The following is a 23,066-nucleotide window of genomic DNA, read 5'->3' on the forward strand; positions in this document are numbered from 1 at the left end:
CATCAAGGCGCCTTCGCCCTGTTCTTCGAGCTGTCACCGGTGGCCTTAAACGCGTGTACTCTTGCGTTACTGGTCGGACGGCGGGGCAGGGCCGGCGACACCGTCAACGAGAGAGGCCGGGAGCGACCCATGGACGAGATGACGCAGGTGCGCGGACCGCGGACGCGGGACTTCTCCGAACGACTCTCGATCAATCAGCTGATGCTGGACGGATCGAGCTTCGAGGAGGATCTCGCGACCTGTCGGCGCGTGGGGGCGACAGGGATCGGGATCGTCGAGCAGAAGCTCGGAACAGGCCGCGACGAGGAGCTGGCCGAGCTCGTCGCCGAAGCCGGCCTGCAGGCGACCCTCTGCACATCCGCGACCCCGAGCATCCTGCCCGTGCGTCTCTTCGGGGGGCCGACCGATCCCCAGGCACGGACCGACGCTCTCGTGGCATCGATTAAGCGGTTCGAGCCCTTCGGGCCGTCTCAGTTCATCACCCTCACCGGCATCGACGATGCGCGCGACGCCGACGAACAGCGCCGAATCCTCATCGAGGGATACAAGCGGGCGAGCGCAGCAGCAGCCGAGGTGGGCGCCCTGATCGGGATCGAGCCCATCAGGAGCGACCTCGCGTCCGAGGCGTCCGTGCTCTCGTCGCTGGCCGAGACAGCCGATCTCATCGCCTCGATCAACACGCCGAACGTCGGCATCGTCTTCGACGTCTTCCACCACTGGGACTCCGAGACGCTTCTCGAGGACATCGCGACCTACGCGTCCCTCTTCACCATCGTGCAGCTGGGCGACGTCCCGCACGACCGTGGCTCCGGCATGCATCGCGTCATCCCAGGCGAAGGGATCATCGCATTCGAGCAGATCTTCGGCGCCCTCGAGACCGCCGGATACGCGGGCTGGTACGACCTCGAGATGCTCTCCGACCCAGCATCCCCAGGCGCAGGCCAAGACCTGCCTCACGACGAGATCGCGCGACGCGCGAAGCGTGGCCTGGAATCCGCTTGGCACGCCGGTCTCCTCAGGTGAGCGGGGACACGACGACGCCTCGCGATCTGCCCCCCTGAGCAACGCTAGGGTCGGAGAGTGCCCAGTCCAGGTCCCCCCTACGGAACGGTGCGCTCCGGCGGCCGCACCGCTAGGACCGCAGCCGCGGTGCACGAAGCAGTACTCGCCCTGATCGCCGAAGGCGGTAGCGAGAGCTTGTCGATGAAGGAGATCTCTGCGCGCTCCGGCGTTCACGAGGCCACGCTCTACCGACGCTGGCGCGACGTCGACACGGTGATTCTCGATGCGGCGACCACGCGGGTCGTCCATGACAACCCGATCCAGGACACCGGATCCTTGCGCGGCGACCTTCGCGCGTGGGCCGCCTACGCAGCCGCCGAGATCGCGCACCCCGCGGGGTTCGCACTCTTCGAGGCCCTCATCCGGGCGAAGCTCATTAGCGATGACGACGACGCCGATGCCACGCGCCGCCGAGAGCGGGCCAGGGCCTATCTGGAGCACCGTTCCGCTCACCTCCAGGAAGCGATCGATCGCGCGCGCGAGCGTGGCGAGCCGGCTCCGCCCCTGTCCGCGGTGCTCGACGGGGTGCTCGCTCCGCTCTACCTCAGGGCGGTCTTCGGGTATCGCCGTACCGATGAGGACGTCGAGATGCTCATCGACCGCGTTCTGAGCGACCACTCATGAGCAGCTCGCAGAATTCGACGGTCAGGTCTCACAGACTCCCGGAGATCCACACGACCTCTTGCGGTGGGCGCGAAACGAACGCCTCCCTGCGTTTCCGCGGGTAGACCGCCGATTCCCTGATTCTCCATGTCGCCGACCGGCTGCACATCACCAAGACCGCATTCATCACCTACTCGATCCGCGAGGCGACCCTGAAGGTCATCGCCCGCACTGAGGTCACCATGATGACGGCGCAGGAGTACGACCAGATGATCGCCTCCATCGATGCCGCCGGCCCCTCCCCCGAGCTGGCGCGTCTGGCCGCACTGCCCCGCCGCATCGGAAACTGGCCCAGCGGCAGGAGGGGCGCAGGTGAGTCCGCGACGAGCGAACCCACCTACCGCGTCGTACGCCTGGCGCCCGAGCACGACCTGTCGGACATCGACTGCGACGAGCCGTCGCCGACGACAACTGGCTCGTCCGGGACGCCGCCACGACGGTCCAGGCCGGTGTGTGCGCCGTCCACCTCCTCCTCGAAGAGGTCGTAGACCCTCGCAGGAGGAACCGGTGGGCCAGTGCGCGTAGTCGGGTACTCCGCGAGCAATCCCACCCAGGTCGTCCGCGAGGACGACGCGCTGGAGACCATCGTCCGCGTCGCCGACGCCGGGGCGGCAAGGCCATCGTGGTCGATGCCGACAACCCCGGTCTCCTCGCGTTCTCCACGCGCAGCGGGTTTCAAGACCACGGGCACCGCGGACGACCTTGGGCACTACCTGAAAGTCTCGACCGCCGGAGCGTTGCTCACTCCCTGACACACCGGCGCCGTCCATCGTTCGAAGACGGCGCTGGACCTGCAACGAGAACCACAGTGCGACCCCCACGTCACCGGCGTGGCCGGCGCAGTGAGTGTCCGCTGATCTGCGGTGACCGAGTCCGGCTTCAGCGGCGCGGCGTTGAACGACCTTGCTGACACCCGTCGGGGAGAGAGTTGTCGGTCGAGCACGGTCCCGGCCGAGGTCATCTGCCGGAAGACGAACCCACCGCCCCCAGGCCGCTGATCACGGGTCGTCTGGTCGTGGGGGGTCGGTGTCGGGGTCACGGCCGTGCGCGACACCGACGACCTCGCCGTGGCCGTCCTGGTCGGTCTTGGATCGACGGACGGTCAGCAGGACGCCGCCGGCGGCGGGGGTGATGTGGGCGAAGGCGAGCGCGGACCGCTCGCTGGGCCGCAGCGCGGAGGCGTAGCCGAGCAGGATGAGGCACAGAAGCGGGCGGTCATCGGCTGGGCGGGATCGAGTCTCGTGACGATGCGGTGGATCTCGACGGGAGTGAGCGGGCTGCCCCCGGTGGGCCGCGCGGCCCAGGGGGCGTCGCGTGCGGTGAGGTAGACGGCGACGGCAGCAGGGGTCGGCGGGGAGGGCCTGGATGCCGCGGGTATCGCACCAGCGGGTCATTTGGCACCCCGTTGGAGGTTCGCTCAGGCGTCGGGCCGGCGCAGCCTCTCGTCGGGGATGACGGCGACGCCGAGGATCTCGATCAACGCCTCGGGCTGCCACAGGGCCGTCGTGCCGATGCCGGCCATGGCGGGGTAGACCGGCCCCGCCAACTCTCGCCAGGCGGCGCCGATCTCACGGCCGTGCGCCTGGTAGTCGGGGATGTCGGTCAGGTAGATCGTGATCGACGTCAGGTCCTCCGGGACGCCGCCGGCGGCACGCAGCGTCGTCAGCACGTTGCCGAACGCCTGGCGGAACTGCTCGACGATCCCACCAGGCACGATCCGCATGTCCGCGTCGAGCGCGGTCTGGCCGCCCAGGTAGAGCGTGTTGCCGCTCAGCGTGCCGTGGGAGTAGCCACTCGGCGGGGCCATGGAGGCGGGGTTCACCGGGATCGGTGTGAGGTCAGTGGTCATGTCCCGACCGTAGATCATCTATTGACATCAGTGCAACGTTCGTGCGAGAACTGAAATATGGAATCGGGTTCGCTGCCGCTGTCACCGCCGGGCAAGGTCATCTGCTGCGGCCTCAATTACGGCGACCACATCGCCGAGACCGGCCGTGAGCGGCCGAGCCACCCGACCCTCTTCGCCAAGTACGCCGACACGCTGCTCGCCGACGGCGCGGACATCGTGCTGCCGGCTGGCGTGGAGATCGACTGGGAGGCTGAGCTGGCGGTCGTGGTGGGCGCCGAGCTCCGCAGGGCGGACCGGGCCGAGGCGGCCCAAGCGATCGGCGGCTACACCGTGGCCAACGACGTCTCGGTGCGGGACTGGCAGCGACGCACCCTCCAGTGGTTCCAGGGCAAGGCCTGGGACGCGACCACGCCGATCGGGCCGGTGGTGGTCCCGCCCGATGCGATCGACCCGGTCGCCGGCGTCGACGTGATGTGTCGGGTCAACGGCGAGGAGCGCCAGCGCGGCAACACCCGCACGCTCGTCTTCGACTGCGCGACGCTGCTGTCCTACATCTCCACCTTCACCGTGCTACGGCCCGGCGACATCGTGCTGACCGGCACGCCCGGCGGCGTCGGCATGGGCATGACCCCGCCGACCTATCTGCACGACGGCGACGTCGTCGAGACCGAGATCCCCGGGATCGGCACCTTGACCAACACGATCCGATTCGCCTGAAAGGCATCCCGCATGGACCCCGAGTATGACCAGTACCTCCGCGATCAGGCCCGATCTCACGCCGCGATGGCCTCCGCGGCGCACGGCCCCATCGTCCCCGTGGTGACACGAGGCGGACACGAGCCCGACCTCACCGCGCAGTCGGAAGGCGCCACCCGCATCTCTGGGGTGAGCCCCCAGCACACCCCGGCGACACGACTGTGGTTCGGCAAGGTGCACAACCTCGCGGGCTACCGGTCGGTTCCTCACCACCACGGTGAGGCCGAGACCGGCGGCTACGTGCTGTCCGGCCGGGCCCGGATCTACTTCGGCGAGAGGTTCGAGGACTACATCGACATGTCCGAGGGCGACTGGGTCTTCGTGCCGCCCTTCATGCCGCACGTCGAGTGCAACCTGGATCGCAACAACCCGCTGACCTGGATGACCACCCGCACCCCGGACAACATCGTGGTCAACCTGCCGCAGGTCGAGGACGCCGACCTCAAGGACTGGGTGAGCCGACCGTGAGCGCCACCTCCCAGCTCTTCACCGACGCCGTCACCCTCAAGCCCACCGCGCCCGAGGCCTTCGACGCTGCGTTCACCGCCACCACGCAGCCCTGCCCTTGGCCCAAGGCGTACGGCGGCGACATGGTCGCCCAGGCGCTGGTCGCCGCGGTCCGCACGATCACCGACGGCAAGGCCGTCCACTCGATGCACTCCTACTTCATGCGCCCCGTCGACATCGGCGCCGAGGTCCGCTACGAGGTCGAGGTGCTGCGCGACGGCCGCGGCTACAGCACGCGTCAGGTGCGTGCCTTCCAGAACGACAAGCCGGTCTACGTCTGCATGGCCAGCTTCGCCGCCGGCGAGCCGAGCGGCAGCTTCCAGGTCACGATGCCGGCCGACCTGCCCGCCCCCGAGACCCTGCCCAGCTCCGCGGAGTACCTCGCCGATCGCTCCGGCGGCACCATGACCGAGACTTCGAAGGCCTACTGGTCCGGCGGGCGGAGCTTCGACATGAGGCACGTGCCCGGCCCCGTCTACCTCACCGTCGAGGGCGAGCGCTCGCCCCACCAGGCGCTCTGGGTCAAGCCGTACGACGCCCTCCGACCGGTCGAGGGTCTCACCGCCGAGCAGCGCGACAGCGCGGCCCTGGCCTACGTCTGCGACTACACCATCCTCGAACCAGCTATGCGGGTGCTCGGCCTGGCCTGGGCCGACGAAGGCCTCGTGACGGCCAGCCTCGACCACGCCATGTGGTTCCACCGGCCGGCGAGCACCGACACCTGGCTGCTCTACGCGCAGGACGCGGTGTCGGTGGCCGACGGCCGCGGTATCGCGGCCGGCCGGTTCTTCACCCCCGACGGCACCCTGGTGGCGAGCGTCGTCCAGGAGGGCATGATCCGGACGGGCCAGGTGAGCTCATGACGGCGCCGACACAGACGCCGAGTGGACTGGTGGACCCCTTCGCCCGCGACCACCTGCCGCCGGCGGAGCTGTGGCCGACGCTGGACCTCACCGCGCTCGACCACCCGGCCCGGCTCAACGCCGCCGTCGAGCTGGTCGACGCCGCGGTCGCGACCCACGGTCCCGATCGGCCGGCGCTGCGGACGCCGGACGGCACCGTGTGGTCCTACGGTGAGCTGCTGGCCCGAGCGAACCAGGTCGCGCACGTCCTCGTCGACGACCTCGGGCTGGTCAGCGGCAAGCGGGTGCTGCTGCGTTCGCCCAACAACCCGTGGACGGTGGCGGCCTGGCTCGGCGTGCTCAAGGCCGGCGGCATCGTGGTCACCACGATGGCCGCGCTGCGGTCGACCGAGCTGCGCCCGATCGTGGAGCGCACCAGGCCCGCGGTTGCCCTCGTCGACCACCGCTTCGTCGACGATGTCGAGGCCGTCCGCGACGACACGGCCCCCGACCTGGTGGTGGTCACCTTCGGCGGCGCCGGCGCGGACGACTTGACCCGCCGCGCGGCGACCAAGCCCACGACCTTCGCGGCCGTCGACACCGCGGCCGACGACGTCGCACTCTTCGGGCCGACCTCGGGCACCACTGGCACCCCGAAGATCACTATCCACTTCCACCGCGACATCCTGGCGATCGACGACACCTTCGGCCGCGGCGTGCTGCGCCTCCAGCCCGACGACCTGGTGGCGTGCACCGCTCCCCTGGCCTTCACCTTCGGCCTCGGCATCCTGGTCGTGTTCACGCTGCGGGCCGGCGCCTGCGCGCTGCTCACCGAGGCCGCGACGCCGGTCCAGCTCGCCGACCTGGTCGCCGAGCACGGCGTCACGGCGCTGGCGACCGCGCCGACGGCGTACAAGCAGATCGTCAAGGCCGGGCATCTCGACCGCCTGGTCAAGCTGCGGGTCGCCGTCACGGCCGGGGAGCACATGCCGCAGGCGACCTGGGAGGAGATCGAGCGTCAGCTCGGCCTGCGGGTCATCGACGGCATCGGCGCCACCGAGATGCTGCACATCTTCATCTCGGCCGCCGGCGACGACATCCGCCCCGGCGCGACCGGGAAGCCGGTGCCGGGCTATCGGGCCGCGATCCTCGACGCGGACGGCAACGAGGCCGGCCCCGGTGTCGAGGGGCGCCTCGGCGTGATCGGCCCGGTCGGGTGCCGCTATCTCGACGACCCGCGCCAGCGCGGCTACGTCGTCAACGGCTGGAATGTCACCGGCGACACCTTCCTGCGTGACGAGGACGGCTACTACTGGTACCGCTCGCGCACCGACGACATGATCGTGTCCTCCGGCTACAACATCGGCGGGCCCGAGGTCGAGGAGGCACTCGGCACCCACCCCGACGTCGTCGAGGCCGGCGTCGTCGCCGCGCCCGACCCCGAGCGCGGCTCGATCGTGAGCGCGTTCGTCGTGCTCCGCGAGGGCGTGAGCGGCGACGCCGCCAAGGTCAAGGAGCTCCAGGACCACGTGAAGAACACGCTGGCGCCCTACAAGTACCCGCGCGAGGTTCGCTTCATCGAGGCGCTCCCGCGCAACACCAGCGGAAAGCTGCAGCACTTCAAGCTGCGCGAGACCATCGGATCGGAGAGCTGAGCATGAGGATCGCGATCGTCGGCGGTGGGCCCGGCGGGCTCTACTTCGCCACCCTGATGAAAACGCTCGACCCCGCCCACGAGATCACCGTCTGGGAGCGCAACGCTCCCGACGACACCTTCGGCTTCGGCGTGGTGTTCTCCGACGAGACCCTCGGCAGCATCGAGGGCGCCGACCAGGTCGTGCACGACCGCATGGAGGAGCAGTTCGCCCGCTGGACCGACATCGACGTGGAGTTCGACGGCCACGCGTTCACCGTCGGCGGACAGGGCTTCGCCGCGATGTCGCGCAAGGACCTGCTGCGGATCCTGCAGGAGCGGGTCGCCGAGCTCGGCGTGACCGTCCACTTCCGCACCGAGGCGCCCGATCCCGACGAGCTACGCGCGTCGTACGACCTGGTGCTGGCAGCAGACGGGCTCAATTCCGCGATCCGGACCAAGTACGCCGACAAGTTCGGGCCTGCTCTCGATCGCCGGCACAACAAGTACATCTGGTTCGGCACCGACCTGGTCTTCGAGGCGTTCCAGTTCTTCGTCAAGCAGACGCAGTGGGGCACCATGCAGATCCACGGCTACCCCTACTCCGCCCAGGGCTCGACATTCATCGTCGAGATGCACGAAGACGTCTGGCGGCGCGCCGGACTGGACCGCACCGAGGGCGACAGCTTCCCGCCGGGCGCCTCCGACGACTACGCCGTCGAGCGGATCGCCGAGATCTTCGCCGACGAGCTGCGCGGGCACGCGATCCTCACCAACAACTCCAAGTGGCTGAACTTCCACACCGTGCGCAACGAGCGCTGGTACGACGGCAACGTCGTCCTGCTCGGCGATGCCGCCCACACCGCCCACTTCTCCATCGGATCCGGCACCAAGCTGGCCATGGAGGACGCACTCGCCCTCGCCGCCTGCCTCCACGAGCACCCCACGCTGGAGGCCGCGCTGGAGGCCTACCAGAGCGAGCGCAAGCCGGTCGTCGAGTCCACCCAGCGCGCGGCCCAGGCCTCGCTCGAGTGGTTCGAGGACATCGGCATGTACGCCGGACAGGACCCGGCCCAGTTCGTCTTCAACCTGCTCACCCGCTCACGCCGGATCACCTTCGAGAACCTCAAGGAGCGCGACGCGCAGTTCGCGGCCCGGATGGAGGCGGAGTTCGCCCGCCACCAGGGATCACCCGAACCGGCGCCGGCGATGTTTCAGCCGATCCGGATCGGCGAGCTGGAGCTGAAGAACCGAGTCGTGCTCTCGCCGATGGACATGTACTCCGCCACCAACGGCACACCCGACGACTTCCACCTGGTCCACCTGGGCTCGAAGGCGATGGGCGGCGCCGGCTTGGTCATGACCGAGATGACCTGCGTGTCCCCCGAGGGCCGGATCACCCCCGGGTGCCCCGGCCTGTGGACCGACGAGCAGGGCGCCGCGTGGCGCAAGGTCACCGAGTTCGTGCACGCCCGCACCACCGCCAAGATCGGCGTCCAGATCGGTCACTCGGGCCGCAAGGGCTCTACGAAGCTGATGCGGGAGGGCATGGACGAGCCCCTCGAGGACGGCAACTGGGAGGTCATCGGCCCCTCGGCGCTCCCCTACGGCCCTGGCTGCCACGTGCCGCGCGAGGCGACCCGCGCCGATCTCGACCAGATCGTCACCGACTTCACCGCCACCGCCCGCCGGGCCGTCGACGCGGGCTTCGACCTGATCGAGGTGCATGCCGCGCACGGCTACCTCCTGTCCTCCTTCCTCTCACCCGTCGCCAACCGCCGCACCGACGAGTACGGCGGCCCGCTGGAGAACCGCCTCCGCTTCCCGCTCGAGGTGTTCGACGCGGTGCGCGGCGCGGTCCCCACGCACGTGCCCGTGACCGTCCGGATCTCTGCGACCGACTGGCTGCCCGACGGCAACACGGGCGAGGATGCCGTGGACATCGCCCGTGCGTTCATAGAGCACGGCGCCGCCGCGATCGACGTCTCCTCCGGCCAGGTCAGCAAGGACGAGAAGCCGGCCTTCGGCCGCTCTTACCAGACCCCCTTCGCCGACAAGATCCGCCACCGGGTGGGCGAACCGGCCGGGGCGAAGGTGATCGCGGTCGGCGCCATCTCCTCATACGACGACGTGAACTCGATCCTGCTCGCCGGCCGCGCCGACCTCTGCGCCCTCGGCCGCACCCACCTCTACGACCCGAACTGGACACTGCACGCCGCAGCCGAACAGGACTACCGGGGCCCCGCGGCACAATGGCCCACCCAGTGGGCCGCCGGCCGGCGCAAGCCGCCGACATCACGCACCGACAAGATCCCGCCCCGACTCCAGCTCCTGCGCGAGGGCGCCGACGACCAGATACAGCTGCGCTGGACACCGTCCGGCGTCGTACCCACATGAGCCGGGCCCCGGCCGCCGTCGGCGAGTTCCACACCCGCGTGGAGTGGATCGACACCGACGCCGCGGGGATCTACCACAACACCACCGTCACCCGGTTCGTCGAGGCCGCCGAGGCACGGCTGATGGCCGCGCGCGGGCTCGACGGCTACTTCCCCGCCGCGCCCCGGGTGCGCTGGACGGTCGACTTCGAGGCGCCGCTGTTCTTCGGCCAGGACGCCACCGCGACAGTGATCCTGACGCAGGTCGGCACGACGTCGATGACCTGGGAGTTCGAGGTCTGGGGCGAGGAGTTCCGTGGGCGGCCCCGGATGCGCGCCGCCCACGGGAGCTACGTGACCGTCCACCTCGGGACCGGCCACGACCCGGACGCCCGCAGCGGCAGCACTCCGTGGCCGACCACGTGGTTGGCCGCACTCCAGGGGCCGGTCCGGCACAATGCCGAGGGTGAGTGACTCCGGCCCCACCGCGCAACGCAACCGCCGCTCCCGCACCACAGTCGTGACCTTCCTCGGTGCCGTCGTCCGGCCCCTGGGGAACTGGATGCCTATCGCGGGCACCGTCGACCTGCTCACCCAGGCCGGCCTCGACGCGGCGAGCGTGCGCACCGCCGTCCACCGACTGAAGGTGAACGGCTGGCTGGACTCCGAGGCACGGGACGGCACCCGCGGCTACGCCCTCACCGACACCGCGCTGGCCACCCTCGAGTCCGGCGACGAGGTGATCTGGCACGCCCGGACCCCTGCAGACCTCGCCGACGGCTGGTGCATCGTGCACTTCGGCGTACCGGAGTCGAAGCGAGCCCGGCGCCACCAGCTGCGCGCCCATCTGTCCCACCTCGGCTTCGGCAACATCGGCACAGCGCTGTGGATCGCGCCGGCCCGGATGCGCGACGCAGCCGAGCGAGCCGTCGTCGAGCTCGGCCTGGAGGATCACTCCGCCATCTTCGTCGGCGCCTACCACGGCACCCAGGACCTCACCCAGCTGCTCTACAGCAGTTGGGACCTGACCGCGATCGACACGAGCTACCGCGCCTTCGCCGACGAGTACGACCTCACGGCGGCCGCCGTCGAGCGCACTCCACCCTCACCGGCAGACGCCTTCGCCACCTACGTCGCGATGCTCGACCAATGGCGCAAGCTGCCGTTCCGCGACCCCGGCTTGCCCAGCGAGCTGCTCGCCGCCGACTGGAACGGGCCACGGGCCACCACCTTGTTCGAGCGGCTGGTCAACGCCTTGGAGAAGCCGAGCCTCGAGCACGCAGCCACCCGCTGGCCGGACGGGACGACGGCACTGTGAGCTGAGCGTTTCGGGGACCTTGGTCAGCCGACCGTTCGGGGCATGGACCCGATCCCGAGTGACCACGCAGAGCGCCGGGCCAGGCCAGAGCCTTCATCAGGCCCGAGGCTCTTCACGAGACGAGCTCGAAGGTCGGTTGCGCGTTTGCGGTCGAACGTGGCGACCGCCGCGTGCGAGGCTCGAACACCGCAGCGCCGGTGGCGCTCGGCCGTGCTTCAGCCGCGCCGGGAACGAGCCGGCCCGCCCGCGTCCTCGATGCCTTGAGACATGACGTGACCGACGTCAGAAACACCCGTCGCCTGTGCCTGAGCCCACGCCCTGCATGACTACCAGCACCACCTATCTCGCTTCGGCGACGAACCCAGCCAGGCACTGGTCCATCAGCCGACAGGCCCGCTCCGCGTCCCCCTCGGCGACCACCGCCAGCGCTGAGGCGATGTCGACGACATCCTCGCCGCGGACGCCGGGGCGGACCGATGCAGCGACCGCGGGGTCGTGCAGGAGGGTGTCGGTGGCCCGGGCGATGAGGCCGCGGCAGTCGCTGGACGAGGTCTGCTCGATGCCCGCGGCGACAAGGGCGGCGCCGAGACCGCGGCTGGCGATCGCCTCTACGACGAGACGACGGGCCCAGGAGCGGACGGCGGATGCGCCGTCCTGGCTCCCCGGGAGGGCGGCGGCGGCTGCGGCCAGGGCGTGAGCCTCCTGGGCGAACACGGCCTCGAGCAGGTGCAACCGAGTCGGGAAGTGGCGGTAGAGCGTGGCCGAGCCGACTCCCGCCGCGCGGGCGACCCGGTCGAGGGAGACGGCCGGACCGTCGCGGTCGATGACGTCCTTCGCGACGGCGAGGACCCGCTCCCGACTCCGGACGGCGTCGGCCCGCTGCGCTGCCATGCGACCTCCTATTGAAATGGGGATGTTCCCCATATAGTAGCGGAGACAAATGGGGCATCTCCCCATTTGAACCCGAAGGAGGACCCGCCATGGGCGGAGCGACCGAGGCCAGGACCGTGACCGTCGACGTATGGGTCGACGTGCAGTGCTCCTGGTGCTACCTGAACAAACGGCGCCTCGACGCCGCCGTCGAGCAGTCCGGAGTCGCGGTCGAGGTGCGCTACCTGTTCTTCGAGCTCGGACCGGACGCGCCCGATCGGGTCGACAAGGAGCGCTTCCTGCGCGAGGTGCGCGGCATGGACGAGGCCACTGTCCGGCGCGGCCAGGACCACCTCAACCAACTCGGCAGCGCCTACGACGTCCGCTACGACTGGGACGCGATGCTGCCCACCAACTCCCGCCGGACGCACCGGCTGCTCGCCTGGGGCCAGGAGCAGGGCGCGCACTCCGCCCTGCTGGACCGCACCTTCCGGGCCTACTTCACCGAAGGCGCCGACCTCTCCGTGCCCGACATCCTGGCCGCGCTCGCCGCCGACATCGGGCTCGACGAGGCTGCGGCGCGTGCCGCGGTCACCTCGACCGAGCGCGACCCCCGGCTCGAGCTGGACCGCAGCGCGGCCCTGCGGATCGGCGTCACGGGCGTGCCCTTCCTGGTCATCGACGGCAGGTACGGCCTCTCCGGCGCCCAAACCGTCGACGTGCTCGTCGAGGTGATCCGGCACGCCGCCACGGAGGCCGGCACCGAGGCCGGCGATGACTGAGCCGGGGCTCGCGATGCTCGCGCAGGGACCGACCTGCGTCGACGGAACCTGCGGCCTCCCCGAAGCCGGTCCCGAGACCGATCCCGAGACCGAACCCGGGATCGATCGGGTTGACCGACCCGAGGGCCGCAGCTAGCCTTCCCAGAAATTCAGACTTCATTTGATTTTTGGGGATCCGACCCCGCCGCGGACCCGAGCCGCCGGCGCGACGGGCCCGTCGAGAGCAGGAGGACCCGTCATGCCCGAAACCGAGCGGACCGTTGCCGAGGCCGTCGCCGATGCCCTCGTCCGGCACGGGGTGGAGATCGTGTTCGGCCAGAGCAACCCGACCGCGCTGATGCTGGCCGCGGAGCGGCGCGGGATCCGCCAGGTCCTCTACCGCACCGAGAACGCCGGCGGCGTGATGGCCGACGGCTATGCCCGGATCTCCCACAAGATCGGCGTGCTGGCGCTGCAGAACGGTCCGGCCGCCACCTTGGCGGTGGCGCCGATGGCCGAGGCGATGAAGGCGTCGGTGCCCCTGCTGGTGATCGTGCAGGAGGTCCCGGTCGCGAACCGGGACCGCAACGCCTTCCAGGAGCTCGACCACACCGCGTTGTTCTCCGAGGTGTCGCGGTGGACCCGGCGTCTCGACGACCCGGCGCGGGTCGACGACTACGTCGACATGGCGATGGTCGCCGCGACGACCGGGCGGCCGGGGCCAGTTGTCCTACTGCTGCCCCGCGACGTCCTCGACCAGCCCACCGGGAGTGCTCCGATGCCTCGGGTCGCAGGGCTCGGCACCTTCCCGCTCGACCGGCAGCGGCCCGACGCGGCACGGGTCGCCCAGGCCGCGCGACTAATCGCCGAGGCGGACGCGCCGCTGGTGATGGCCGGGGGTGGAGTCCACCTGTCCGGGGCGACCGACGCGCTGACGAGGCTGGTCGAGACGGCCCACCTCCCGGTGGCCACGACCAACATGGGCAAGGGCGCGGTAGCGGAGACCGGACCCTACGCCCTGGGCGTCGCCGCCAACCTGACGGGTCGCAACGGCCCGACCAGCCGGAGCCTCGAGCTGTTGGAGGACGCCGACGTCGTGCTGCTCGTCGGGACCCGGACCAACGAGAACGGCACCGACAAGTGGGGGCTCACCCGCCGCGACGCGACCTACATCCACGTCGACGCCGACGGGCTCGAGGTCGGCCGCAACTACGAGTCGGTCCGCCTGGTCGGTGACGCCCGCGCGGCGCTCGAGGACCTGACCGACGCGCTCACGCAGCTCGACCTGAGCCGGCGCACGGCGGGCGCCGAGGCGCTGACCCGACGCATCGCCGAGGGGCGCGAGCGACGCGGCCGCGACATCGCCGCCGCAGTCACCGCCGCCACCACGCCGATCGCTCCCGAGCGGCTCGTCACCGAGCTCGACCGCCTCCTCACCGCCGAGGACATCGTCGCCAGCGACGCGAGCTACTCGGGGATCTGGTCCTCGGCGTACCTCACCGCACGGGCGGCCGGCCAGCGCTTCCTGACCCCGCGCGGCCTGGCAGGCCTGGGCTGGGGCGCGCCACTGGCGATGGGCGCCCGGCTGGCGCGCCCGAGCAGCCGCGTGGTGGCGATCGTCGGGGACGGCGGGTTCGCCCACGTGTGGTCGGAGCTCGAAACGGCGGTGCGCGAGCGGATCCCGGTGGTGGTCGTGGTGCTCAACAACGCCCAGCTCGGCTACCAGCGGCACGCTGAGAACCGTCTGTTCGACGGCACCACCACCGCCATCGAGTTCGCGCCGGTCGACCACGCCGCCGTCGCCCGGGCTGTGGGCGCCGTCGGCGTCCGGCTCACCGACCCCGCGCGGATCCAGGACGTGCTCGCCGAGGCGCTCGCGTCGCCGGTGCCCGTGGTCATCGACGCGATCGTCGACCCCGACGCCTACGGACCGACCCGGCTCTTCGACGGCCACGACGCGACGATCAACCGGCCCGCCGCCCCCAAGGGCGTGCTCGTCGGCTGACGAGCAGGAGACGAGAGGAACCGACCGTGCGACTTCACGGACAGACCATTGTGGTGACCGGCGCCTCCTCGGGGCTCGGCCTCGCCATGTGCCGTATGTTCGCGGCCGAGGGCGCCCACGTCTACGCCGTGGGCCGGCGGACCGCGCTGCTCGAGGAGCTGGCCGCCGAGCTCGGCGAGCGGTGCACGCCGTTCACTGCCGACGTGACCAGCCCCGAGGATCTCGACGCGCTCTATCGACGGGTGGGCGAGGACGAGCGCCGCCTCGACGTCGTCGTCGCGAACGCGGGTGGCACCACCAAGGCGGAGATCGCCGACCTGACCCCCGACTACCTGGCCCGCGAGTGGGCCCTCAACGTCAACGGGACCGTGTTCACGGTCCAGAAGGCGCTGCCGCTGCTGCGTGACGGCGGATCGGTCATCCTGCTCGGCTCGATCGCGGCGGAGAAGGGCAGTGCCGGGGTCGGCGCCTACGCGGCGGCCAAGGCGGCCACCCGGTCCTTCGGTCGCACCTGGGCCAACGAGCTGCGCTCGCGCCGGATCCGGGTCAACACGATCTCACCGGGCCCGATCCTGACCGACGCGCTCGACGGCCCGATGCGCAGCCACCCCGAGGGCGCCTCGGCGGCCGAGGTCGACCAGATCGCCCGCCTCCGGTACGACGACCTCACGGCCCGGATCCCGCTCGGCCGTGTCGGCGACCCCGACGAGGTCGCGCGCCTGGCGCTCTTCTTGGCGAGCGAGGAGAGCAGCTTCATCACGGGGTCCAACCTGTTCATCGACGGCGGCCTCGCCCAGGTGTGAGCCCGCGCGGGACCGCCGTCAGCAGCTACGAGCCGGCCGGTCCGGTGAACCGGATCGGGCGGCCGAGCGTGCCGACGCCGAGGGTCAGCTGCAGCTGGTCGGTCTTCCACGCCATCACGACGCCGCCGAACAGGTCGCGCACCATCCGCTCCAGCGGCTGCGCCGTGACGTAGCCGTGGGCCCCGCAGATCTTCATCACGCCGAGCGCGACCTCCTCGGCCATCCGGCGCAGGTGGAACAGGGTCCGGACCAGGTCGGGGGCGGGCACGTCCTCCCCCGCGTCGATCCGGTCGGCCATGGCCTGCAGGAGGACCCGGCCGGTGCCGACCCAGTGGTCGAGGTTCCCGAGCCCGAGCTGGGCCCAGGCCTCGTCGGCCCGGTAGGCCGCGGTCGTGGGGTTGAAGGTGCCCTCGGCCATGTAGCCGTAGCGATGGGTCACGTGGTCGACGGTGAAGTCCACAGCGGCCTGCGAGAGGCCCAGCCAGATCGCCGTGACGCCGAAGGCGACGATCGCCGGGTCGATCCCCCGCCCCTCCTGCACCGAGCTGATCGGGACGACCAGGCAGTCGGCGAGCGGGATCCGCAGGTCCCGGCACTCGATGTCGTTGCTCCCGGTCCCCCGCATGCCCATGGCGCTCCAGTTGCGGTGCAGCACCAGGCCGGGCTCGCCGAGACGCCCGACCGTCATCACCATCTGCGGGTCGTCGGGGTCGCTGTCCTCGACCATCCCGCCGAGCATGGCGTACGTCGCGGCCTCGCTCATCGAGCCGAAGCCGGCGCGGCCGTTGAGGACGACCTCGTCGCCCTCGATGCGACAGCTGAGCCGCGCGCGGCGCGAGTCGACCTCGGCCGAGGGGTTGGAGAACGCGCCGCAGATGGTGGCCTCGTGCGCGGCGATCGCGGCCAGGGCCTCGTCACGACGCGGGAACGACGGCAGCCGGCTCAGTGTCCGGGCGCCCACCCAGTGCATGTTGAGCGCGACCGCGGTCGAGGGATCGACGGCGCCGAGGGTCTCCATCACCTCGATCATGAGCCGCACCGACGGGCCCTCGGGCCCGAGGCTGCGGTCGAGGGGCATCCCGGTGATGCCGAGCGCACGCAGCACGTCGACATTGCCCAGCGCCATCCGGCCATCCTGGTCGGCGGCGACCACGCGCTCGCCGAACTCGGGCGAACCGACCTGTTCGCGGAGCCGGGCCAGCAGCTGGTCCGCGGCGGGGGGATGGGTGGTAAGAGTCATCGCAAGGACCTTCTCGAGCATTGATTGGACTTGCAGTCTTATGAACTCCGGCACGGGTGTCAACCGCCCCTACCACTCCCCCGCGCGCACCGAGGCCGCCCAGCGGACCCGGGCCGCGATCGTCCGGGCGGCGACCACGCTGTTCACGACGGCCGGATACGGCGCCACCTCGGTGGCCGACGTGGCGCGCGAGGCCGGCGTGGCCCGGGCGACGGTCTTCAACTCGGTCGGCCAGAAGCCCGCCCTGCTCCGGGCGGCGTACCACGCGGCGGTGGTCGGCGACGAGGGCGACCCACGCCCGGCCCGCGAGGGCCCGCTCGGCGAACGGGCACGCCGGGCCGACACCTCCGCCGAGGTGCTCGACGTCTACGCGACCGTCCTGGTCGAGGTGTTCGAGGCCGTCAGCCCGCTCCACGCGTGCCTGGTGACCTCCGCCTCGGAGTCGCCCGAGCTGCGTGGGTACCTCGCCGAGCTCGACCGCGAGCGCCACCGGGGAGCAGCCAACATGGTCGCGCTGGCCTCCGAGCGCGGCTCCCTGGCTCCGGGCCTGACGCCGGAGCGAGCCGCCGACATCGCCTGGGTCTTCAGCAATCCCCAGCTGTGGCAGCAGCTGCACGGCGAGCGCGGCTGGACCAGCAACGAGCTCACCGACTGGCTGCGGCGCACCCTCAAGGAGCAGCTGCTCGGGAGCACCTGAGCCAGGTTTTCAAACATAGTTTGACTTTTGGGACGGTGAGCCGTTCGATGTCCCCATGACCGAGCCCCCCGCCACCGGAGTCCGCCGCCCCTCGCCCGTCGTGGGGATCCCTACCCCGAAGCCGGAGATCGTGCCGCTCACGGCCGCGGAGTGGCGCGAGGCGATGCTCAGCACCGTCGCGCCGGCCGAGCGGGCCGACTGAGCCGACCCGCGCTCACACCGACTCGGGCAGCCCCAGCTCGACGAAGCGGCTGAGGTGGAACAGCAGCGGCGCGGCAGCGCTGTCGGAACGCACGACCTCCAGGCCGAGCATCGCGATCACATGGTCGCCGGCCTCCACCTCCTCGACCAGGCGACACTCGAAGGTGGCGGCCGCGCCGTCGATCAGCACCGCGCCACGGTCGGTGACCGAGGTGGCGAGACCCGCGAAGCGATCCCCCTCCTTGGCCGCCAGCCGGCGGGCGACGTCCGCGTGGTGAGCGCTCAACACGCTGATCCCGAGGACCGGGATGGAACGCAGGCCCGGCCAGGTCCGCGACGACTTCTGGAGGCTGATGCCGACCAGCGGCGGGTCGAGGGAGATCGGGACGAAGGAGCTGATCGCCATGCCGGCGGGAGCGCCGGTGCGGTCGATGCCGCACACGGCGACCACGCCGGTCGGGAAGGCGGAGTACGCGGTCCGCAGGGAGTCGGCGGCCAAGGTGTGGGTCTGCATCGCGAACCAGCCTTCCCGAGCGGGGCCCGTGACCGGTCCGCCCGATTTTCGAATGAGATTTGAAAATGCGATAACGAGGACGGTACCCCCGTTTCAAACAACATTCAAGACTTCTTGCGGACAGACCGGTCGCGCGCGCTCAGTCGGCGACCGGTGCCTCCCAGCGGTCCCAGCGCCCCCAGTTCACGACCTCCTCGACCGGACGGCGGGTGAGCGGGCCGTAGCGACCGACCGGATAGCCGATCGGCACGGTCGCCCCAATGCCGACGTCATCCGGGATGGCGAAGTAGGCCCGCACCGCCGGCTCGTTCTCCTTGTGGTTGGTCGTCATCGCCGCACCCAACCCGAGCGCACGCGCCGCCAGCAGCAGGTTCTGGGTCGCGGCGTACACCGAGGACCACATGAACTGGGGATCGGGCGCCTCTCGGCTCGGGAAGGCGTTCTCGATCGTCGTCAGGACGAAGGCCGGGATCTTGTCGAAGTCGAGGATGAAGGAGCGGTACATCCGCTGGTTGCGCGCCGCCGACGACGTGTCGCCCTCCTCGGGCACCCACGCCAGGCGCACACCGAGGGCCTCGACGAGCATGTCGCGGAACCAGCGGCGCTCCTCCTCCCCCGTCACCACGAGGAACCGCCAGTGCTGGGAGTTGCCCGCGCTCGGCGCGCAGGTCGCATAGCGGACCAGGTCCACCAGCAGCTCCTGCGGCACCGGGTCGGGGCGCAGCCTCCTGATCGAGCGACAGGTCTCGATCGCCTCCAGGGCGTCCATCTCGTTCTCCTCCGTTCCTGCCGGCCGCGGCCGGCTCAGTGCTGCCATGCGTGGTCGATGGGCAGCGTGATCGCGGCGAACCACGTCTCGCCGTGCGTACGGGTCAGATGTCCGCGCCCGGAGCGGTCGTCGACGAGGCAGAGGTCGCCCGCCGCCAGCAGCCGCGCGCCGCCCCGACCGGACACCTCGAGCTCGAAGCCCCCGGCGAGGACCAGGACCAGGCTGATCCCCTCCTCGGTGTGCCAGTCGCTGGCCACCTCGCCGGGCAGGCACAGGAAGGACGCGTTCATCACTGCCTGCCGGGATCCGTCGGGCACCGGGACGAAGGCGGCAAGATGCGCGTGCCCGTCCTCGACGTCCATCCGCAGCGAGCTCGGCTCCGCGCGCGCAGCCCGCTCCAACGGCGGCAGTACGACACCCTGCGGCACCCACGCCGCGTCGACCTCCAAGTCGACGAAGCGGACCGCCGCGCCGGAGGCCTCGAGCACGGCGGGCGACGCGGTCGGGTCGAACAGGACCACGTCGCCCGCGACCAGGCGCGCCGTCCCGGCGACGGTCGCCACGACCAGTTCACCGGCGAGGACGAAGCGCAGGGTCGCGGCGTCCGGCGGGCCGGACGTGGCGCCGGCGGCGAGCTCGCCGAACGAGACCGCGAGCGCCGCCGGTCCCAGGGGCCGGGCGTCGCCGACACCCGCCTGCGGACCGAGGGCCGGGAGCGGGAGGGAGGCCAGTCGCGGGGCGCCTGTGGCGTGCCGGGCGAGGTGGTAGGAGGTCACAAAAGCTCACCGTATCTGCTATCTGATATATCGAACAAGAGTCGTCGGACGACGGCGCCACAGCCACGGTGCCGCCGGGACCGGGTTTCCCGATCCCCTTGCCGGACGACCCGGCGACTGTTAATTTCGAACTCTATTTGAATCTAGCAGGTGCGACCACCGCACCGCTGCGAGAGGAGCGTCCGAGTGCAGGACCTGACCACCCTCGACGTCGAGGTCGACCTGGAGGCTGTGCGCGCGCTCTACCGGCGCGAGCGCGAGAAGCGCATCCACCCCGACGGCAGTGCCCAGTACCGGCCGATGGCCGACGAGCTCGCCCACTTCGTCGACGACCCCTACACCCCGCGCGTCGAGCGCGAGCCGGTGCACGACCACGTCGAGGTGGCCGTGCTGGGCGGCGGGTTCGGCGGACTCCTCCTCGGTGCGCGGCTGCGCGAGGCCGGGGTCGAGGACCTGCGCCTGGTCGAGCAGGGCGGCGACTTCGGCGGCACCTGGTACTGGAACCGCTACCCCGGCGCGGCCTGTGACACCGAGGCCTACATCTACCTGCCGCTGCTCGAGGAGGTCGGCTACGTGCCGACCGAGAAGTACGTCAAGGGCCCCGAGATCTTCGAGCACTCCCGGCGCATCGCGCGGCACTTCGACCTCTACCGCAGCGCTCTGCTCCAGACCCGGGTGACCGACGTGAGCTGGGACGAGACCGCGGGGCTGTGGACCATCGAGACCGACCGCGGCGACAGGTTCACCGCGAAATACGTGTGCATGACGACCGGCGCGATGAGCAAGCCGAAGCTGCCCGGCGTCCCCGGCATCGAGGACTTCGAGGGCCGCGCCTTCCACACCACCCGCTGGGATTACGACTACACCGGCGGCGCGCCCACCGGCGGGCTGAGCGGCCTGGCCGACAAGCGGGTCGCCGTCGTCGGCACCGGCGCCACCGGGATCCAGGCGATCCCCCACGTTGCCGCCAGCGCGCAGCACACCTACGTCGTCCAGCGCACCCCCTCGTCGGTCAACGTGCGGGCCAACCGCCCCACCGACCCAGCGTGGGCGGCCGCCCTCGAGCCGGGCTGGCAGCGCGAGCGGATGCGAAACTTCTCCCTCTACGTCTCCGGCGGCGACGCCGAGACCGACCTCGTCAACGACGGCTGGACCGCGATCTACCGGCTGCGCGCCCTCGGCAGCGGAGTCCTCGACGAGCGCCTCGACTACCTGAAGATGGAAGAGATCCGCGCCCGGGTCGACGCCGTCGTGAAGGACCCCAGGACCGCCGCCGGGCTCAAGCCCTACTACCGAGCCCTGTGCAAGCGGCCCTGCTTCCACGACGAGTACCTCGACGCCTTCAACCGGCCCAACGTCACGCTGCTCGACACCGAGGGACGCGGCCTCGAGCGGGTGACCCGCACCGGGATCGTCGTCAACGGCGAGGAGCACCCCGTCGACTGCATCATCTTCGCCAGCGGGTTCACCAGCGGCGGCCCGTTCGCCCGACGCCTCGGCTACGACGTCCACGGTCCCGACGGCCTCGCGCTGAGCGAGAAGTTCAAGTCCGGGATCTCGACGCTGTTCGGCATGCAGACCCACGGGTTCCCGAACTTCTTCCTGGTCGCGCCCTCGCAGGTCGGCGTCAGCTCCAACCAGACCCACGTGCTCGACGTCCAGGCCCGGCACATCGCCAAGATCGTCGCCGAGGCCCGCAGCCGCGGCGCCGACACGGTGGAGGCCACCCAAGAGGCGGAGGACCAGTGGGTCCGCACCGTCATCGACGCCTCGCGTGCCGACCTGGAGTTCCTCAGCTCCTGCACGCCCGGCTACTACAACAACGAGGGCAACCCGGTGCTGGAGATCTTCCGCCGCAACGGCGCCTACTCCCCCGGGATCGTCGCCTTCGACGACCTGCTCGACGACTGGCACGCCACCGGCCTCTTCGAGGGCCTCGCCTTCAAGTAGTCGGCGACCGGTTCCCTCGTCCCACACTCCCATCCCGCCCTTGGAGGCCTCGTTGTCCGAGTACCCCATGACCGTCGACGGACGGCCGCACGCCACGAGCGACGCGTTCGACGTGCACAACCCTGCGACCGGCGAGCTCGTCGGCCGCGCGCCGGCCGCCGCCCGCGCCGACCTGGACGCCGCGATGGCATCCGCCGCCCGAGCCCAGCCGGCCTGGTCGCGCGACGAGGGCGAGCGACGCCGGATCCTCCGGGCTCTCGCCGAGGAGGTGCGCGGCGCGGTCGACGAGATCGCGCCGGTGCTCACCGCTGAGCAGGGCAAGCCGCTGCGCGAGGCCCGCGGCGAGGTGCTGGCCACCGCCCGGTGGTGCGACTACTACGCCGACCTCGAGACCCCGGTCGAGGTGATCCAGGACGACCCCCAGGCCCACGTCGAGGTCCGCCGCCGTGCCCTCGGCGTGGTCGCCGCGATCACGCCGTGGAACTACCCGCTGACACTCGCCGCCTGGAAGATCGCGCCGGCGCTCGCGGCCGGCAACACGATGGTGCTCAAGCCCTCGCCGTACACCCCGCTGTCGAGCCTGGTCCTCGGCACGGTGATGGCACGCGTGCTGCCGGCCGGGGTCCTCAACGTCGTCACCGGGTCCGACGAGCTGGGCCCCTGGATGACCGAGCACGCCGTGCCTCGCAAGATCTCGTTCACCGGCTCGGTCGCCACCGGGCGGCGGGTGGCGCTGGCCGCGGCCGGCGACCTCAAGCGGGTCACCTTGGAGATGGGCGGCAACGACCCGGCGATCCTGCTCGACGACGTCGACGTCGACGCCGTCGCGGACCGGCTGTTCTGGGGCGCCTTCCGCAACAGCGGCCAGGTCTGCACCGCCATCAAGCGCGTCTATGCCCCGACGGCGATCTACGAGCGCGTTGTCGACGCACTGGCCGACCGCGCCCGGTCGGTGCGCCTGGGCGACGGCAGCGACGAGGCGTCCGAGCTGGGACCGGTCAACAACCGGCCGCAGCTCGAGCGGGTCGCGGGGCTGGTCGACGACGCGCTGGCCCACGGCGGTCTCGCCGTGGCCGGAGGAAGGCGCCGCGACGGCGCCGGCTACTTCTACGAGCCGACCATCGTGCGCGGCGTCGAGGACGGCGTCCGCCTCGTCGACGAGGAGCAGTTCGGCCCGGCCCTGCCTGTGGTGGCGTACGACGACGTGGATGACGCGCTCCGACGGGCCAACGGGACCCCCTTCGGCCTCTCGGCGTCGGTCTGGAGCGACGACGCGGGGCGCGCCGGCGAGGTCGCCGCGCAGATCGAGTGCGGCACCGCCTGGGTCAACACCCACCTCGTGCTCGCCCCGCACCAGCCGTTCGGCGGCGCCAAGTGGAGCAGCATCGGCGTGGAGAACGGCCGTTGGGGCCTCGAGCAGTTCAGCGAGCTCCAGGTCCTCCACACCGCACGCGGATGACCCGGTCGGGCCCTCC

Annotated in this window: 23 protein-coding genes; 17 read left to right on the plus strand and 6 right to left on the minus strand. The window is 71.0% G+C overall.

What is annotated here, in order from left to right; all coding sequences use genetic code 11:
- Positions 1-129: 129 nt before the first annotated feature.
- The 3 genes from QI633_RS17540 (at position 130) to QI633_RS17550 (ending at position 3,053) form a co-directional block, all read left to right on the plus strand.
- Complete coding sequence (locus QI633_RS17540) at positions 130-1,023, plus strand: sugar phosphate isomerase/epimerase family protein (protein ID WP_282426501.1); 894 nt, start codon at positions 130-132, stop codon at positions 1,021-1,023.
- 126 nt (positions 1,024-1,149) lie between these two features.
- Complete coding sequence (locus tag QI633_RS17545; RefSeq protein ID WP_282426502.1) at positions 1,150-1,686, plus strand: TetR-like C-terminal domain-containing protein; 537 nt, start codon at positions 1,150-1,152, stop codon at positions 1,684-1,686.
- Positions 1,687-2,768: 1,082 nt separating this feature from the next.
- Positions 2,769-3,053, plus strand: coding sequence for a hypothetical protein (locus QI633_RS17550; RefSeq protein WP_282426503.1), 285 nt, complete (start codon positions 2,769-2,771; stop codon positions 3,051-3,053).
- A gap of 89 nt (positions 3,054-3,142) precedes the next feature.
- On the opposite strand, the gene QI633_RS17555 is transcribed toward QI633_RS17550, so the two are convergent.
- Entirely contained in the window at positions 3,143-3,574 is a 432-nt protein-coding gene (locus tag QI633_RS17555; RefSeq protein WP_282426504.1) for a RidA family protein, read from the minus strand.
- A 57-nt stretch (positions 3,575-3,631) separates the two neighbouring features.
- Here QI633_RS17555 and QI633_RS17560 point away from each other — a divergent pair, with 57 nt between their 5' ends.
- From QI633_RS17560 to QI633_RS17590, 7 genes are read left to right on the plus strand one after another with little or no spacing between them, the layout of a single operon-like run.
- Positions 3,632-4,291, plus strand: coding sequence for a fumarylacetoacetate hydrolase family protein (locus QI633_RS17560; RefSeq protein ID WP_282426505.1), 660 nt, complete (start codon positions 3,632-3,634; stop codon positions 4,289-4,291).
- 12 nt (positions 4,292-4,303) lie between these two features.
- On the plus strand, positions 4,304-4,798 hold the full coding sequence (locus QI633_RS17565) for a cupin domain-containing protein (protein WP_282426506.1): 495 nt from the start codon (positions 4,304-4,306) through the stop codon (positions 4,796-4,798).
- Entirely contained in the window at positions 4,795-5,700 is a 906-nt protein-coding gene (locus QI633_RS17570; RefSeq protein WP_282426507.1) for an acyl-CoA thioesterase domain-containing protein, read from the plus strand. Before QI633_RS17565 ends, QI633_RS17570 begins: the two co-directional genes overlap by 4 nt.
- Positions 5,697-7,334 carry an AMP-binding protein gene (locus QI633_RS17575; RefSeq protein WP_282426508.1) on the plus strand — a complete coding sequence of 546 codons (1,638 nt, stop codon included), beginning with the start codon at positions 5,697-5,699 and terminating at the stop codon, positions 7,332-7,334. Before QI633_RS17570 ends, QI633_RS17575 begins: the two co-directional genes overlap by 4 nt.
- A gap of 2 nt (positions 7,335-7,336) precedes the next feature.
- Complete coding sequence (locus tag QI633_RS17580; protein ID WP_282426509.1) at positions 7,337-9,709, plus strand: bifunctional salicylyl-CoA 5-hydroxylase/oxidoreductase; 2,373 nt, start codon at positions 7,337-7,339, stop codon at positions 9,707-9,709.
- Positions 9,706-10,161, plus strand: a complete 456-nt coding sequence (locus QI633_RS17585; protein ID WP_282426510.1) for an acyl-CoA thioesterase — start codon at positions 9,706-9,708, stop codon at positions 10,159-10,161. The genes QI633_RS17580 and QI633_RS17585 overlap by 4 nt, the downstream gene beginning before the upstream one ends.
- Complete coding sequence (locus QI633_RS17590; RefSeq protein WP_282426511.1) at positions 10,154-11,005, plus strand: PaaX family transcriptional regulator C-terminal domain-containing protein; 852 nt, start codon at positions 10,154-10,156, stop codon at positions 11,003-11,005. The genes QI633_RS17585 and QI633_RS17590 overlap by 8 nt, the downstream gene beginning before the upstream one ends.
- Positions 11,006-11,344: 339 nt before the next feature.
- On the opposite strand, the gene QI633_RS17595 is transcribed toward QI633_RS17590, so the two are convergent.
- Positions 11,345-11,896, minus strand: coding sequence for a helix-turn-helix domain-containing protein (locus QI633_RS17595; protein ID WP_282426512.1), 552 nt, complete (start codon positions 11,894-11,896; stop codon positions 11,345-11,347).
- 89 nt (positions 11,897-11,985) lie between these two features.
- Between QI633_RS17595 and QI633_RS17600 the strand changes: the two genes are divergently transcribed.
- The 3 genes from QI633_RS17600 (at position 11,986) to QI633_RS17610 (ending at position 15,444) form a co-directional block, all read left to right on the plus strand.
- On the plus strand, positions 11,986-12,657 hold the full coding sequence (locus QI633_RS17600) for a DsbA family oxidoreductase (protein ID WP_282426513.1): 672 nt from the start codon (positions 11,986-11,988) through the stop codon (positions 12,655-12,657).
- A 238-nt stretch (positions 12,658-12,895) separates the two neighbouring features.
- Positions 12,896-14,641, plus strand: coding sequence for an acetolactate synthase catalytic subunit (locus QI633_RS17605; RefSeq protein ID WP_282426514.1), 1,746 nt, complete (start codon positions 12,896-12,898; stop codon positions 14,639-14,641).
- Positions 14,642-14,667: 26 nt separating this feature from the next.
- On the plus strand, positions 14,668-15,444 hold the full coding sequence (locus tag QI633_RS17610) for an SDR family oxidoreductase (RefSeq protein ID WP_282426515.1): 777 nt from the start codon (positions 14,668-14,670) through the stop codon (positions 15,442-15,444).
- 25 nt (positions 15,445-15,469) lie between these two features.
- On the opposite strand, the gene QI633_RS17615 is transcribed toward QI633_RS17610, so the two are convergent.
- A complete protein-coding gene (locus QI633_RS17615) occupies positions 15,470-16,684 on the minus strand; it encodes an acyl-CoA dehydrogenase family protein (RefSeq protein ID WP_282426516.1) in 1,215 nt (404 codons plus the stop codon).
- 40 nt (positions 16,685-16,724) lie between these two features.
- Here QI633_RS17615 and QI633_RS17620 point away from each other — a divergent pair, with 40 nt between their 5' ends.
- Both QI633_RS17620 and QI633_RS17625 read left to right on the plus strand, forming a co-directional pair.
- Complete coding sequence (locus tag QI633_RS17620) at positions 16,725-17,381, plus strand: helix-turn-helix domain-containing protein (RefSeq protein WP_282426517.1); 657 nt, start codon at positions 16,725-16,727, stop codon at positions 17,379-17,381.
- 55 nt (positions 17,382-17,436) lie between these two features.
- Positions 17,437-17,583 carry a hypothetical protein gene (locus QI633_RS17625; protein ID WP_282426518.1) on the plus strand — a complete coding sequence of 49 codons (147 nt, stop codon included), beginning with the start codon at positions 17,437-17,439 and terminating at the stop codon, positions 17,581-17,583.
- Positions 17,584-17,595: 12 nt separating this feature from the next.
- Here QI633_RS17625 and QI633_RS17630 read toward each other — a convergent pair whose 3' ends face one another.
- From QI633_RS17630 to QI633_RS17640, 3 genes are all read right to left on the minus strand, one after another.
- Positions 17,596-18,096 (minus strand): flavin reductase family protein, encoded by a 501-nt coding sequence (locus tag QI633_RS17630; protein ID WP_282426519.1) that lies wholly within the window; start codon positions 18,094-18,096, stop codon positions 17,596-17,598.
- A gap of 139 nt (positions 18,097-18,235) precedes the next feature.
- Positions 18,236-18,865 carry a nitroreductase family protein gene (locus QI633_RS17635; RefSeq protein WP_282426520.1) on the minus strand — a complete coding sequence of 210 codons (630 nt, stop codon included), beginning with the start codon at positions 18,863-18,865 and terminating at the stop codon, positions 18,236-18,238.
- 35 nt (positions 18,866-18,900) lie between these two features.
- Positions 18,901-19,641, minus strand: coding sequence for a hypothetical protein (locus QI633_RS17640; protein ID WP_282426521.1), 741 nt, complete (start codon positions 19,639-19,641; stop codon positions 18,901-18,903).
- A gap of 186 nt (positions 19,642-19,827) precedes the next feature.
- Here QI633_RS17640 and QI633_RS17645 point away from each other — a divergent pair, with 186 nt between their 5' ends.
- Together QI633_RS17645 and QI633_RS17650 are read left to right on the plus strand one after the other, a co-directional pair.
- Entirely contained in the window at positions 19,828-21,591 is a 1,764-nt protein-coding gene (locus QI633_RS17645; protein WP_282426522.1) for an NAD(P)/FAD-dependent oxidoreductase, read from the plus strand.
- Between the two features lie 52 nt (positions 21,592-21,643).
- Complete coding sequence (locus QI633_RS17650; RefSeq protein ID WP_282426523.1) at positions 21,644-23,050, plus strand: aldehyde dehydrogenase family protein; 1,407 nt, start codon at positions 21,644-21,646, stop codon at positions 23,048-23,050.
- The last annotated feature ends 16 nt before the right edge of the window (positions 23,051-23,066 follow it).

It is taken from the genome of Nocardioides sp. QY071 (assembly GCF_029961765.1).
Classification (GTDB): domain Bacteria; phylum Actinomycetota; class Actinomycetes; order Propionibacteriales; family Nocardioidaceae; genus Nocardioides.

What these genes read in the sequence shown, in the direction of transcription:
- QI633_RS17540 (WP_282426501.1), top strand. Translation starts at nt 130, where the DNA reads ATGGACGAGATGACGCAGGTGCGCGGACCGCGGACGCGGGACTTCTCC.
- QI633_RS17555 (WP_282426504.1), bottom strand. Translation starts at nt 3,574, where the DNA reads ATGACCACTGACCTCACACCGATCCCGGTGAACCCCGCCTCCATGGCC.
- QI633_RS17560 (WP_282426505.1), top strand. Translation starts at nt 3,632, where the DNA reads ATGGAATCGGGTTCGCTGCCGCTGTCACCGCCGGGCAAGGTCATCTGC.
- QI633_RS17565 (WP_282426506.1), top strand. Translation starts at nt 4,304, where the DNA reads ATGGACCCCGAGTATGACCAGTACCTCCGCGATCAGGCCCGATCTCAC.
- QI633_RS17575 (WP_282426508.1), top strand. Translation starts at nt 5,697, where the DNA reads ATGACGGCGCCGACACAGACGCCGAGTGGACTGGTGGACCCCTTCGCC.
- QI633_RS17580 (WP_282426509.1), top strand. Translation starts at nt 7,337, where the DNA reads ATGAGGATCGCGATCGTCGGCGGTGGGCCCGGCGGGCTCTACTTCGCC.
- QI633_RS17585 (WP_282426510.1), top strand. Translation starts at nt 9,706, where the DNA reads ATGAGCCGGGCCCCGGCCGCCGTCGGCGAGTTCCACACCCGCGTGGAG.
- QI633_RS17595 (WP_282426512.1), bottom strand. Translation starts at nt 11,896, where the DNA reads ATGGCAGCGCAGCGGGCCGACGCCGTCCGGAGTCGGGAGCGGGTCCTC.
- QI633_RS17600 (WP_282426513.1), top strand. Translation starts at nt 11,986, where the DNA reads ATGGGCGGAGCGACCGAGGCCAGGACCGTGACCGTCGACGTATGGGTC.
- QI633_RS17605 (WP_282426514.1), top strand. Translation starts at nt 12,896, where the DNA reads ATGCCCGAAACCGAGCGGACCGTTGCCGAGGCCGTCGCCGATGCCCTC.
- QI633_RS17615 (WP_282426516.1), bottom strand. Translation starts at nt 16,684, where the DNA reads ATGACTCTTACCACCCATCCCCCCGCCGCGGACCAGCTGCTGGCCCGG.
- QI633_RS17620 (WP_282426517.1), top strand. Translation starts at nt 16,725, where the DNA reads ATGAACTCCGGCACGGGTGTCAACCGCCCCTACCACTCCCCCGCGCGC.
- QI633_RS17625 (WP_282426518.1), top strand. Translation starts at nt 17,437, where the DNA reads ATGACCGAGCCCCCCGCCACCGGAGTCCGCCGCCCCTCGCCCGTCGTG.
- QI633_RS17630 (WP_282426519.1), bottom strand. Translation starts at nt 18,096, where the DNA reads ATGCAGACCCACACCTTGGCCGCCGACTCCCTGCGGACCGCGTACTCC.
- QI633_RS17635 (WP_282426520.1), bottom strand. Translation starts at nt 18,865, where the DNA reads ATGGACGCCCTGGAGGCGATCGAGACCTGTCGCTCGATCAGGAGGCTG.